11 protein-coding genes are annotated in these 12966 nt (G+C 53.6%); 7 read left to right on the forward strand and 4 right to left on the reverse strand.

Features of this window, described 5'->3' with window-relative positions; translation table 11 throughout:
- Nucleotides 1–13 precede the first annotated feature (13 nt).
- The 4 genes from PAE68_RS21660 (at nt 14) to PAE68_RS21675 (ending at nt 2960) form a co-directional block, all read left to right on the forward strand.
- On the forward strand, nt 14–397 hold the full coding sequence (locus PAE68_RS21660; RefSeq protein ID WP_281890418.1) for a hypothetical protein: 384 nt from the start codon (nt 14–16) through the stop codon (nt 395–397).
- Nucleotides 398–554: 157 nt separating this feature from the next.
- Nucleotides 555–1559, forward strand: a complete 1005-nt coding sequence (locus PAE68_RS21665; protein WP_281890420.1) for a peptidoglycan-binding protein — start codon at nt 555–557, stop codon at nt 1557–1559.
- A gap of 171 nt (nt 1560–1730) precedes the next feature.
- The gene (locus PAE68_RS21670; RefSeq protein WP_281890424.1) at nt 1731–2426 is read left to right on the forward strand and encodes a DUF421 domain-containing protein; all 696 of its coding nucleotides are present in this window, start codon (nt 1731–1733) and stop codon (nt 2424–2426) included.
- Between the two features lie 102 nt (nt 2427–2528).
- Nucleotides 2529–2960, forward strand: coding sequence for a YkvA family protein (locus PAE68_RS21675; RefSeq protein ID WP_281890429.1), 432 nt, complete (start codon nt 2529–2531; stop codon nt 2958–2960).
- 80 nt (nt 2961–3040) lie between these two features.
- Here PAE68_RS21675 and PAE68_RS21680 read toward each other — a convergent pair whose 3' ends face one another.
- From PAE68_RS21680 to PAE68_RS21695, 4 genes are all read right to left on the reverse strand, one after another.
- The gene (locus tag PAE68_RS21680) at nt 3041–3379 is read right to left on the reverse strand and encodes a hypothetical protein (protein WP_281890431.1); all 339 of its coding nucleotides are present in this window, start codon (nt 3377–3379) and stop codon (nt 3041–3043) included.
- Nucleotides 3376–3849, reverse strand: coding sequence for a hypothetical protein (locus tag PAE68_RS21685; RefSeq protein WP_281890433.1), 474 nt, complete (start codon nt 3847–3849; stop codon nt 3376–3378). Before PAE68_RS21685 ends, PAE68_RS21680 begins: the two co-directional genes overlap by 4 nt.
- A gap of 111 nt (nt 3850–3960) precedes the next feature.
- Nucleotides 3961–5079: an HD-GYP domain-containing protein gene (locus PAE68_RS21690; RefSeq protein WP_281890435.1), complete on the reverse strand. Its 1119-nt coding sequence runs from the start codon at nt 5077–5079 to the stop codon at nt 3961–3963.
- A gap of 389 nt (nt 5080–5468) precedes the next feature.
- A complete protein-coding gene (locus PAE68_RS21695) occupies nt 5469–7196 on the reverse strand; it encodes a methyl-accepting chemotaxis protein (RefSeq protein WP_281890440.1) in 1728 nt (575 codons plus the stop codon).
- Nucleotides 7197–7432: 236 nt separating this feature from the next.
- Here PAE68_RS21695 and PAE68_RS21700 point away from each other — a divergent pair, with 236 nt between their 5' ends.
- The 3 genes from PAE68_RS21700 (at nt 7433) to PAE68_RS21710 (ending at nt 12771) form a co-directional block, all read left to right on the forward strand.
- Nucleotides 7433–8509 carry a lamin tail domain-containing protein gene (locus PAE68_RS21700; protein ID WP_281890446.1) on the forward strand — a complete coding sequence of 359 codons (1077 nt, stop codon included), beginning with the start codon at nt 7433–7435 and terminating at the stop codon, nt 8507–8509.
- Between the two features lie 108 nt (nt 8510–8617).
- Nucleotides 8618–9013, forward strand: a complete 396-nt coding sequence (locus PAE68_RS21705) for a VOC family protein (protein WP_281890448.1) — start codon at nt 8618–8620, stop codon at nt 9011–9013.
- 158 nt (nt 9014–9171) lie between these two features.
- Nucleotides 9172–12771: an S-layer homology domain-containing protein gene (locus PAE68_RS21710; RefSeq protein WP_281890452.1), complete on the forward strand. Its 3600-nt coding sequence runs from the start codon at nt 9172–9174 to the stop codon at nt 12769–12771.
- Nucleotides 12772–12966: the final 195 nt, after the last annotated feature.

A 12966-nucleotide genomic window follows, 5' to 3' on the forward strand; every position in this document is an offset into this window, starting at 1 on the left:
GGAGCTGTTGAACATGTCCGTCAACATCATCAACAAGGAGAAACGCATCATTGAGCTCGTATGGAGTGGTCTGGTCAAGCCCGAGAAGGTAGAGGAAGTCAACCGTATTCTGTATCAATACGCCGCGCAGCTCGGCTTCGACTTCGATCTTCTCGTCGATATGCGCGAGGTGAAGGCGTTCCCGCAGGATACGAAGATGAAGATCGTTGAGCACCAACGTCTATTGAAATCTTGGGGCATGAAGCGCGCAAGCGTAGCCGTCGGCGGCGCGGTTGCCAAGATGCAGCTGAACCGGGTCGCGAAGGAGTCCGAGCATTCGACGGAAACGCAATGGGCGACCTACGAAGAAGCGTACCAGTTTTTATTGCAGCCCCCTCAGCAATCCGCCACCGCTTAAAGCTTATAACCGGACAAGCGAGCCCTCAACGGCAGCTTGTCCTTTTTTACTCTTTCTTCCTATATATCTATCTTTTAATCATATCGAATAGAAACTTCCGAATGTATAATGGCTACTATCTAGAGCTATATACTTCGAAGGAGGCTTGTCACCTGTTATGAAGCGCCCGATGTCCTATGGTATGGTTGCGACGCTGCTTGCTGCCTGCACCTTGCTCAGTGTGCCCTCTCCTGCCGCTCATGCGGCTACGTGTGAAACCTATTTGACACCGCTTACAGATCCACTCGCCCTTCGAATGGATCAAGGGCAGACTGTCATCTGGGAAGGGGTCAAGCCGGAGCTGCTCCAAGCAAGGGATCGATATGCGTCACTGCTGAAGCAGCACGGCTGGAGCATCACCTACACCTCTGCGTACCGTCCATATGCGTACCAGCAGCACTTGTACGAGGTGGTACAGAACCGGTCCGTCTGTGCGTATGAAATGTCCAAGCACGGGCTGGGCACACTCGTTGCCAAGCCTTCCCATACGGCGCCGCATACCGCAGGCACCGCGTTCGATGCCGTCGTTCGAGATGAGCGAGGCGTTGCCCTGAACGGCATGACCTTCGTCAGCCCGAAGCTGGTCGAGCTGGCGAAGCAGGCCGGACTCCGCTTCCCGCATACGGCCACTGACGGCGTCCATCACGAGCTGGACCCTGCGTTCAGCGGACAAGTTACCGCGGGACCCGCCGCCTCGGCCGCTCATGTGAGCCCCAGCGTGCTGCGCATCGGCCAGCGCGGCTCTGCCGTAGCCGAGCTGCAGAGCAAGCTCCAGCGCGTCGGCTACCACTTGAGCGCGGACGGCGTGTTCGGTCCGGGTACAGAGCTCGCTGTGAAGCAGTTCCAGCTCGCGCATGGCCTCACCGCCGATGGCATCGCTGGACCTGCGACGAACGCGAGGCTCAGCTCGCTTGCCGCGAGCACGGTCGTGCTGCGCGTCGGCCACACCGGAGACGAGGTGAAGATGCTGCAGCGTCTCCTGACGAAGTACGGCATCCCACTTACCGCTGACGGTGTCTTCGGTCCCGGCACAGAGCGTGCCGTCCGCACCTACCAGCAGCAGGCCGGATTAGCGTCCGACGGTGTCGTCGGAGCCGCGACTTGGGGGAAGCTGCGGGGGTAGGCTCGCGTGATGCTGCTATGCTTGAATCCCTTTTGGCCCTGTTGGGGCTGAAAGGGATTTTTTCAATCTATAGATAGAGCAGTATACGAGACACAAGCTCCGTATATGGATGGAAATAACTAATCATGCACATCATATCCATATTCAAGCTTTCTGTGGAGGCTGTCTGTCATGGAGTCTGTTCTCGAGCTGTTCAAAGATTTCGCAGTCGTATTCGGCAGAATCATTACGATCTTCCCGCTCATGCTCCTCATCACGCTGTTCATGGGACGAAGATCCATTGGAGAGCTGCCTGTGTTCGATTTCCTTGTCGTGCTGGCGCTTGGGGCTGTCGTTGGAGCCGATATTGCCGACCCGAACATTGAGCATCTCCCTACGGCGTTCGCCATTGCCGTCATTGCCGTTATTCAGAAAATATTCTCGATCTGGGTGATCAAAAGCCGCTGGTTCGGCAAGCTCGTCACCTTCGAGCCGATCATCGTCGTCTACCAAGGAAAGCTGCTGAAACGAAACTTAAAGAAGAGCAAGTACTCCATTGACAATATCGTAGGTATGCTGCGTGAGGCTCAGGCTTTCGACATCCGCGACGTCCAGCTCGCCGTCATCGAGGCGAACGGCTCGATTAGCGTCATGAAGAAGAGCTTCACATCGGATTCAGTAAGTGTGTCGTATCCGATCATTAAGGAAGGACGCATTGACCGTCACATCATGACGAATCTGCATCTGAAGGAGCCTTGGCTGCTGGAGCAGCTGTCGCAGCGACAGATCAGACTGGAGGATGTGTTCATCGCCACCATCAACCATAAGCGGGAGCTGGAGATTACGATGGATAACGAGGGGCTGCCGCTACCTCCGCTGCATCATTAATTCCGTTGGTCGATGGAACAATTAGATTCGCAGCTGCTTTTACATGCGGAGAGTGTACGATATAATGGACAAGAGGTAACTATCTGGAATCGAGGTGCCGCTATGGATAAATATGATCAACATTACTCCGCCCCATCGTTCTGGGACAAGCTGAAGAAGCACGCTGGTCAAGCAGGCAAAAAGGTCGTATACACCGCACTTCTCGCCTACTATGCACTTGAAAATCCGAAGACGCCGACAAAGGCGAAGCTAACGATCTACTCAGCGCTTGGCTACTTGATTCTACCGATCGATCTGGTGCCGGACTTCATTCCGGTGGTCGGCTTCGGTGATGATCTGGCTGCGCTGCTGCTCGCAGTCGGGCAAGTCGCCACTTATATTAACGATGAGGTGCGAACGAATGCTCGCAACAAAATGCAGGATTGGTTCGGCACCGTCTCTGTCGATGACCGAGACATTATCGAGGTCGAAGCCGAGGTCGTGGAGTCCGCGCGCAAGAGCGGCGATGAAGCAGCCGCAGGCAAGTCGAACTAACCGCACCCCTGTGCTCCATGATGAAAAGGACCGGCTACTAGAGCCGGTCCTTGCTTTTGGCAAATACACATGACAATCACTCACCTACGTGACTTCCTCGAATCGATCCGCACGAGCAGCTCCTTAGCCCCGCTGTCGTACAATCGATGCTTCTTCACATACATATACCACAATGCCGTAATCGACTGTACGATCAAAAACACAATGAGGTTGTACTCCAGCCTGTAGCCATGCTGATAATGTGTCATTCCGATCCACTCCGCCACGCCCTGTACAAAGAGACCTGCCGCACTCCAAACGGTTATGTACAGGACGACCGTACGCTTCGAGATGCGCAGCAGCCCTATCGCTCCATAGCCTACTGCAAGCATGAGAAGCACGAACCACTCGTTGAGGTCAAATCGTTCCCATAGCATCATACCCGCTCAGCCCCCGATACCATCCACTTGGCAGCTAGCCTGTAGATGCCGTACAGCACAGCCTGCAGCAGCACCACCGCCACCAGATCATACAGCACATTCCAGCCGGCATACGTGAAGATACCCTCATACAACGCCAGACCGTTGCAGAGAAGCACCGTGCCTGTAAGTCCGGCTGTGACGAGTACGGCCTGAACAATGCTCTGCTGGAGCTTGAGCACGTTCAACCACAGGACGAAGAGCAACGGAACGAGCAGACTGCGATACAGCAGGTACGCCGTATACTGAAGCGGTTCACGAGTAAGCTCTATGAGCTTCAGCTCCTCAATGATGATCCAAGACACATTAATACTGATGACGAGCGCCACGAGGAACAGCAGACAATTCTCCATGAAGGTCAGCCTTCGTGGGATGACATACAACAGAGCTGCTGCAAGCCACGAGGCGAAAAAAAACGTAACGAGCGCCATCGGCGATCACCCTTCTCCTAGTTTGTCCCTAGGATGCGTGATTGCACGACAGCTTATTCATGTATTTCCCAGCCTATACGTCACATGCCTAACTGCCCATTACAATGCTCATTACGATCTCTCCTCAGCGGCGTGAAGCTTCTCCTCCTGCTCATAGAACGAGACGACCTGCTGCCACCGCCGCTGCACGAGCTGTACGATCGCAGGGTCGAACTGCTCCCCCTTGCATCTGGCCAGCTCCTGTGCGACGAAATCAAGTCCGAGCGCGGTGCGATACGAGCGATTGGAGCACATGGCATCGATCGAATCGGCCACGCACAGGACGCGGGCAATAAGCGGAATGTCCTCTCCCTTCAGTCCGTGCGGATAGCCCTTGCCGTCATACCGCTCGTGATGGTGCAGTACACCGTCGATCAGATCCTTGGATACGTCGAGATTCGCGCACATCCTCGCTCCTGACGTCGTATGTGATTTCATCATCTCGAACTCCTCATGAGTCAGACGGCTTGTCTTCTGCAGGATCGCGTCCGAGATCGACAGCTTGCCTACATCATGGATGAGTCCGCAATTGTAGACGACGTCAGGGTGAAGGGCTGGCACGTCTAGAGCGATCAGCTTGGCCAGCTGCGCGACACGTCTGGAATGGCCTTGTGTGTACGGGTCCTTCGCCTCCACACTTTGCGACAGCGTCAAGATCGTCTGCAGATGCTTCGTCTCCATACGGTTGCGCCCTAGAACGTCACGTACGACGAAATAGATAATAAAGACAGAGATTAGGAATACCGTGAGCACATCCAGCACGATGACAAGCTGCTCCTGTGGCTCACCCACGTCGAACATAAACAGCACAGCCAGCATAATATGTAATAGCAGGGAGCTGATGACGGATACGAAATAGATGACGCGATTCTGAAACAGCAGGGAAAACACCGGCACTAAGATGAAAACGCCCGCAAGAGCCCATTCCTGCATGAATGAAAAAATGAAGGAAACGAGCCCTAACGCGTTCACCATTAAGATGTACGGTCGCGTCGATTCCGGAGCATACCGGTATACGAGCGAAGGCAAAAAACCGATCAGCATAATGGCAGCGACAAGCTCGAAGTGCTGGGCAGGAAATACAAAATAGTGTCGAAGTGCCAAAATAAGTAACCCGAAATAGACCGAAATTTGACCGATCACGATCAGGCTTCGGATGCGGTCCGTTTTTGCAAGATGTTTTGGGAGCATAGTTACCTCACGTCATTCACAGTTCTTATCTAAATTATAGGTAATTCGGCACAGTTTGGACATTGTTTTTTTTGTAACGATCTTGTAAATGCTTCACTGGGCTGCCGTAGAGCGTTCGAGCTCCTATTCATATTAGGTATTGAGGTGATCGAGTATGTCCGATTCTAAAAAATCAACAGATGCTGTATGCATCCGCACCGGTGTCGTATTCGGCATGATTCGCAACTGCTACTTCTTCTTCAAAAATCGCAAGCGCCCGAAATGATCGTCTCGCGCACAGAACGGCACACGCTCGCCTTCTCGAGCTGTAGCAAATAAGAGCAGACGGGAAGTCCCGATCTGCTCTTGTGTATGTTGACGCTTGGCATTCGCCACGTATGCTAGAGAGCCTATAGCTTGAACTGGGTAATGAGCTGCTCAAGCCGCTCCGACATCTCTCTCAGCCGCTCTGTCGAGCCGGCCATTCGCTCCATCGCGTCCAGCTGCTCTCCGGAGGCGCGCGATATGCTTACGACTTGCTCGGACGTATAGCGGGACAAGCGGTCCGTCTCGTCGGCTGCGGCCATCACCTGTTCAGCACCGGCTGCGATCTGCTCGGAGACCGCAGATACCTCCTGCACCTGTGCGGACACTCTCTGTACTTCCGCTACGATGCTCTCGAATGCAAGCCCGGCCTTCGCCACCGTCATACGACCTGACTCAATCTGCTGCGTCTTCGCATCGAAGCCTTGGACGACCTTATCCGTGCTGGCCAGCATTGCCTCGATCAGCTCGCTGATAGCAGCGGCTGACTCCTCCGACTGGATGGCCAGCTTCCGTACCTGGTCCGCAACGACCGCGAACCCGCGGCCGTGCTCCCCCGCCCTCGCCGCTTCGATGGCGGCATTCAGCGCCAGCAGGCTCGTTTGCGTCGAGATCGCTTTGATGACATCGATAATTTGACTGACATGCTCGGACTGCTCGGCCAATCGTGCGACATCCTGCCCCATACCGCGGGAGGAAGTCTCAATATTCTCCATCTGCTTGACGGCCTCCTGTACGTATTCATAGCCGCCCTGTGCCGTCGCCGATGCCTCCTGTGAGGCGTCCGCCGCAATTGACAGCGACGTAGCCACACGCTGCACCCCGGCACCGACCTCGCCCATAGATCGAACGGTCTCCTCACTGTACTTGACCTGCTTCTCTACCGCCTCCGTCACCTGACGGACGTTGTCGGTAATGTATCGGCTAGCGGTCATCGTAGCTGTTGTGCTCTCCGCATGAACGTGAGTGGACTGACGCATGTCCAGCACGCTTCGCTGCAGCTCGACAATCATACCGCGCAGCACCTCAACCATCAGCTGGAACGACTGAGCCAGCCTGCCGATCTCATCGTTGCTGCGAGAGACTGCTTGCTCATGGAGCTGCAGCTCACCGCCCTGCACTCGCTCGATCTGCTCGGTGAGACGCCGTACCGGCGCAACGATCAATCGAGAGAACAGGTACGTCAATACAATGGCCGCGATGAAGATGACCCCGGTGGTCACAAGCGTCGTCTGCCGGTTGTGCTCCAGCAGCTCATGCACCTTCGTCGCGTCGAAATCCGCTCCAATGATTCCAAGCATCTCCCCAGATGAGCTTACAAGGGGTATATAGGCCGATACGAGCGCCCCGTAGGACTCATCCTCGTCCAGATCACCGACCTGAACCTTCCGTTCTGTGAAGGCCGCTGTCTGCTCCTCACCGAGCTCCTCCTCGACCTTCCCAAGTGGTGAGAAGTCGTCTCCCTTCGCGTCCAGCGGCATCCCGTCGACGATATACACATATTGCGTGCTGCCTCCTTGCTTCCGCTCTGCCATCGTATACAAATATTTCAGGCTGTTCGCCTCGCGTATTTCGTTCAGCCGAAGACGGAGCTCTGTGTAGTAGGTGGTCTCCCCCTTCTCAGGCGTAATCTCCTTATACTTCTCCAGATCGATCTGCTTCGCGGCGTGCTCAGCAACGCTGCGCGCCTGCTCGCCAAGCGACTGCGTAATGAGCTCCACCGATGACGTATAGATCTGATAGCTTAATAGGGAACCGGATAACAAAATTAATAATGAAAATATGACTGTAATCCGAAAGTGAAGACTACTCAACCAACCCAGCTCCTTAACGATATAAAGTAATAACTGAGACTATATTACTACAATATTCCAACTATTGATAGAATTATTGTAAATGGAAGATGTACAGTAGTACTAGATAATGGTATGATTCCATTTGATTTTACACTATGACAGAGAGAGGTTGAACGGAATTGAACACTAGACGCGCGAGCTTGCGAGGATTCATATGGGGGGTATGTACCACCCTGCTACTCACAGGAGCATCCGTGGCCTATGCTGCAGGAAGCACGAAAATAGATGTTTATTTCAAAAACTTACGCTACATGTTCGATGGTGTCGAGAAGCAGCAGACCGGGTCAAAAGGCTTCATCTACGAAGGTACTACCTATGTACCGCTACGCTTTATTGCAGAATCGCTCGGTAAAGAAGTCTCGTGGCAAGGTGACACCGAGACCATCTGGATCGGACAGCAGCCGGTCCAGCCAACGAACTCCACCTCAGCAGCCGACCGTAAGGAAATCCCCTTAACTTCGCTGAAGGCAACCAAGCAAGACGAAGCCAGTCTGCTGGCTATTGATAGCTGGAGCACCAGAGGTCATAATACCGCTGTTACAAAGGATTTTCAAATAAATAAAACGTCTTACAGCACAGGTCTCGGACTCTATCTACACGATCGCCCTTATCCCCCGAATGTGCGCACAGGCGGCAGTGCACAATACACGCTATCCGGTAAATATTCACGTCTCACTGGACTTGTAGGCGCCGCAGACAGTTCACTGAAGAGCACCGCAACAGGCAATATGACCATCATCGGAGACGGCAAGGAGTTAGCTGTCGTTACCGGTATTCGTACAGGTGAGTCCCCGAAGCCTGTAGAAGTTGATGTAACTGGCATTCAGTCGCTTCGCATTCAATTCAACTCAGATCGACAAGGTCTCATCAATATGCTGTTCATTAATCCCGAGCTGACCGCTGCAGCTTCAACTGCGGTGGCCGCCTCTCCAGTTACTGCTGCATCGGACGTGCAGCTCGTAAGCCGCAACCGTACTGCCGAATTCGTAGCGATCGTCAATCGTGGCGCATCGCCCGTTGATCTGAAGGGATGGCGCGTTGAGAGCACGGACGGTCAAGAATCGTTCACCTTCCAACAAAGCTTCCTGCTCGGAGCCGGTAGCTACGTATTCTTAACCAGCGGAAGCGATGGGGCCCTGGGTCGACGCTCCGATTTCCAAGACTATGCGCGTACCATTGTCTGGTCTGCAGAGCCCATCTGGTCTGACAGCGCAGAGGATGAAGCCCAGCTCTATAACGCAGAAGGTGCGCTTGTTAGTGTTTACAAATAGTTCATCGTTTATCTACCCTAGATATTGATATACTAGACAAGAGTGTGCCATTTACAGAACTTTCCTGTAGACTGTGTACGTACTTTACCTTAAGAAGGAGCGAATCTAATGGGTCGAGTGTTGCATTTCGAAATTCATGTCGACGATATGGAGCGTGCAAAGAAGTTTTACGGAGAAGTGTTCGGATGGACCTATGAGGATTGGAGCGAGTTCGCCGGTATGCCTTACTTCGGGGCCATTACAGGCGATTCCAAGGAAATGGGTATCAACGGTGCTCTAATGCAGCGGCAGGGGGCTTCCCCACAGCCCGGCCAACCGATGAACGGGTATACGTGTACGATGGGAATAGCGGATTACGATGCGACCGAGGCTACAATCTTGAGCTTGGGTGGAACGGTAGCATTGCCAAAGCACGCGCTTCCTGGCATGGCTTGGCAAGGCTACTATGTAGACACGGAAGGCAACATCTTCGGCATTCATCAGCCAGATCCAGACGCGAAGTAAACATATGGCTAGTACAAGCTGCTTTATTCAGCAAGAAGCTCGGGTGGTGGCACCCGGGCTTCTTTTATTATTTTTTTACTAGCCCCACTTACTAGCTTTACTCTATAATGGTAATGGCTTGTTATTAATCCAGTTATGAACACGGAGGTCACTACCAAATGAGGCTCGCATTACCACAACGACTACTTCCATTAGTTGTATCCGGCACGATGCTATTCAGCAGCCTGCTGCCGGCAAGCGCGGCTTATGGAGCACCAGCTGCACTGCAGGACATCGCAGACTCTTACGCTCACAAGGAGATTCAAGCGCTCGTAGAGGCCGGTATCGTCGGCGGATACGAGGACGGCTCCTTCCGGCCAGAGGCTGACATGACGCGTGCCGAGCTGTCCAAGATCATCGCCCTAACGGCTGGCTTGACCGAGCAGCCCGACCAAGCTTCGTCGTATACAGACGTCGCCACCGACAGCTGGTACCGCGGATTCGTAGGAGCGCTCGTGGCCGCTGGCATTACGCAGGGCACTTCCTCGAACCAATTTTCACCGAATGATCAAGTAACGCGCGAGGAGCTGGTCGTCTTCTTTATCCGGGCGATGGGACTTGCGGAGAAGGCGCAGGCAGCTGCGCTTCAATCGACGGCATTCGCTGATTGGGAGGAAGTGGCGGAATGGGCGAAGCCTGCTGTAGCACTCGCGTCTCAGATCGGCTTCATTCAAGGCTCGAAGAGCAGTGAAGACGGCTCTGTTCGGTTCATGCCTCGTGCATATGCCCAGCGGCAAGCGCTGGCTCGACTCGCGTACGAGTTCAGAACGAACCGTGCGGCGTATGAAGCGAAGGCGAAGCTGCTGCTCGATGCGAAGCCGACCGAATCGCAGCAAGTCGGTAGCTCCGTCGAATCTATGACAGCCCCAAGCTCCACTACGGTTGAGGTCACCTTCAAGCAAGATGTGGACAAGGTGAAGGCCGAAGATTTTACCTTTGATCATAATCTGAAGGTGACGAACGCTGTGTTGAAATCAGGCAGCAAGCGCATCGTCGTCTTGACTACGAGCACTCAAACAGGAGGCACCTCCTATACGCTGACGTATCTGGGGCGTTCGACCGACATTCGCGTTACCGGTGCAGCCAGCTTCTTTGGCGGTGGTGGTGGTGGCAGTAGCAGTGGCAATGGCGGCGGCAGCAGCAATGACGGTGGCGGCAGCAATGGCGGTGGCGGTGGCGGCGGCGGCAGCTCACCTACTGTAGCGCAGCAGCTCGCGAGCGGAACACCGCAGACGGAGCTTACCGTCAGCAGCTCCGGGACGTATGGCCCAGAGAGCGGCACACGAACGACCGTGCAGCGGCTCATTATCGATCCAGGCCCGACAGGCGAGGTGACCCTGCTCAATATTAATCCGGAAGTGCTGGAGATTCGCTCCGGAAGTGCGCAATCTGTCAAGCTGCAGTCCGCTACGGTGGGTAAGCTTACTGTCGCCGAAAACAACCAGCAGCACCAGGTGCGCGTAGCGCTTCAAGCCGGAGCTAACGTTAATGCTACCGAAGTGCGTTCGAAAGCAATCCTGGAAGGTGCGGCCTCGGATTCATCGTTCGGTCCGATTACGGTAACAGCCGATGCGGCTGGTAAGCCAATCACTCTTCGCGGCGGAATTGATTCGGAGATCACTGTCGAAGCAGCCGGAGCGACCGTCACGATGGAGCCGCCAAGCGTAGGCAACAGCGTTCAGACGAATATTAAGAAGCTGAAGTTAAATGCTACAGCTGACCTGAAGCTGCAATCCGGAACAGTTCTCGAGTCAGTGTACGTGAATGCCGCAGGAATAGCCTTCAAGGTGGATGGACCGGGAGCTGTTCAAGCGCTTCAGGTGTCTGACGCAGCTGCAGGGGCATCGATCGAGCTGGGCTCTGGCTCCAATGTGTCGAAGATCCACACCAGCATTCCTGTCGCTCTGACAGGCGATACCGAAGCAGCAGCCAAGGTCATCCTCGAAGGAAGCGGCTCGCTTGCGATGGACGAAGCGTTCGAGCTTGAGGTGAAGAACAAGACGATCCTGCTTGCTGTAGAAGCCATGTCTGCTGCGCTCCAGAGCAATGCCGGCTACTCCGAGCTGTTACAGAAATACATTGCTGCAGACTCCTTAATTGCGAAAGCGTTAAGCCTTGGAGCATCCGAATCCACATTCGGCTCTCTCATATCCTACAAGCTGTCTAGAGGCTACGTGTACGGGATCCGAGATACGCTAGCAGCAGTAAAGCTCAAGTTCGCGGAAGGAGACTCTGCCTCATCCGTTACTCAAAAGCCTACTTTTATTGCTCCAACAACAACAACTGCTGTCGTCGCATGGTCCTCTTCACACCCTGCGTTATCGTACTGGAGTCCATTACACCGTCCTGCTCGTGGTGAAGGAGATGCCGAAGTCACGTTAACTGCTCAAGTATACAACGGACCATACGTAGGCTCTAAGTCATTCACCGTAACGGTGAAAGAGTTGGAGAGTCAGCCACATGAATTAATTAGCTTGCGTAGTGACCTTGTGCTGGTCGTATTCGACGACGCTGTGGCGAATCCGACTGCTGCCGAGTATTCGTTCGATGGAGGATTACAAGTACTGCAGGCTACGCATTATCCGCAATACCCGAACCTCGTGGTGCTGAACGTGTCAGAACAGACGAATGACAAGTCGTACGCGCTGACATGGAATGGAGCGGCAACAGGGAAGCTGCTCACAGGGAGCACATCCAGCGTATGCTCGGCTTCATTGTGTGTAATCCCGAACTCAAACATCGGTATCCCTGTGCCGGGAGTGATGGTACCAGGAATCATCTATGGCCAAGTGAAAGACATTAACTCCAAACCAGTACAAGGAGCGACAGTCACGCTGTCTGGTACGAATCTGACCACGACAACTGGCTATGACGGCTACTTCAGATTCGAGGAAGTCCCTTCCGGCGTAACGTACACGGTCAAGGTAAACAAGTCGGGATATGCGGAAGCAAGCTCGGAGAGCCTCTATCTCGCTTCGGGTCAACCGTTGTGGGCGCCGCCTTTGTGGCTCATTTCGCCACCAGAAGCGGTCAGCTCCTATATCAATATCTACTACTACTCGGCCCAGCGTAGCGTGAGCTTGTTCTGGTCACCTCCCTCAGGCTACGGCTTGACACCGACTACGTTCAAGGTTTATAAAAACGGGGAGCTAGCGATTGAAACGTCCCAGTTCTATATCGCCGTTGAAGGCATGGAGCCCATGACGACCTATACATTCGCGGTCGAGGCGTGCAATGTGGCTGGCTGCTCAGCTAAGACGACAGTTACTTACACGACGCCTACCAAATTGAAAATAATCAATGTTAGACCCTATGATTCCGTGAGTCAGACCGTGTACGCTCCGTTACAGCCCGACACACAAGCAGAGTCGCTTAAATATAATTTCCCTGCTCATTTAGAATCGCCGGATGCTCTGCTTGTACAGGTCGCGGATGCTACCTACAGCTCGGGTCAGACTCTCACGAAGGGAGCACTTGTGCCTGGGACATTTGAAGTGTCCAGCCTCAGTTGGACAGAGGGTGTTAACGAGCCTTTACATCATAAGATGGAAGGATCTTTCATCACGATTGAAGGAGCGACTTACTTACTATTTAAGCCTCTTAAGGAGCATCTTACTGCCAACAGGTTCACTCTTTATACCTTATTCGATTTGAAGTATAACTGGATGGGGCAACAGTATGAAGTTGACTACATGTCCTTCAATGTCGAGTTAAAGTAAGCAGAGACGCATTGCAAGCTTAATGTTGGACACATGAAAGAGGCATGATTCCGGTTGTTATCGGTCTCATGCCTTTTTTCTTATCCATCGTCGGTACTGATGGGAGCGTCAGGGTCTGGATTCAGCACATGGAGAAACAACACGGCCTCGGATCGATTGACATCGACCCAACAAGACCGTGTTGGTGGAACATGA

The sequence above is a fragment of the Paenibacillus sp. YYML68 genome (assembly GCF_027923405.1).
Taxonomy (GTDB): domain Bacteria; phylum Bacillota; class Bacilli; order Paenibacillales; family NBRC-103111; genus Paenibacillus_G.

Bases quoted from the DNA above. Each gene is read 5' to 3' on its own strand.
- PAE68_RS21685 (WP_281890433.1), bottom strand. From the start codon at position 3,849: ATGGCGCTCGTTACGTTTTTTTTCGCCTCGTGGCTTGCAGCAGCTCTG.
- PAE68_RS21675 (WP_281890429.1), top strand. From the start codon at position 2,529: ATGGATAAATATGATCAACATTACTCCGCCCCATCGTTCTGGGACAAG.
- PAE68_RS21705 (WP_281890448.1), top strand. From the start codon at position 8,618: ATGGGTCGAGTGTTGCATTTCGAAATTCATGTCGACGATATGGAGCGT.
- PAE68_RS21690 (WP_281890435.1), bottom strand. From the start codon at position 5,079: ATGCTCCCAAAACATCTTGCAAAAACGGACCGCATCCGAAGCCTGATC.
- PAE68_RS21680 (WP_281890431.1), bottom strand. From the start codon at position 3,379: ATGATGCTATGGGAACGATTTGACCTCAACGAGTGGTTCGTGCTTCTC.
- PAE68_RS21670 (WP_281890424.1), top strand. From the start codon at position 1,731: ATGGAGTCTGTTCTCGAGCTGTTCAAAGATTTCGCAGTCGTATTCGGC.
- PAE68_RS21660 (WP_281890418.1), top strand. From the start codon at position 14: ATGTCCGTCAACATCATCAACAAGGAGAAACGCATCATTGAGCTCGTA.
- PAE68_RS21665 (WP_281890420.1), top strand. From the start codon at position 555: ATGAAGCGCCCGATGTCCTATGGTATGGTTGCGACGCTGCTTGCTGCC.
- PAE68_RS21710 (WP_281890452.1), top strand. From the start codon at position 9,172: ATGAGGCTCGCATTACCACAACGACTACTTCCATTAGTTGTATCCGGC.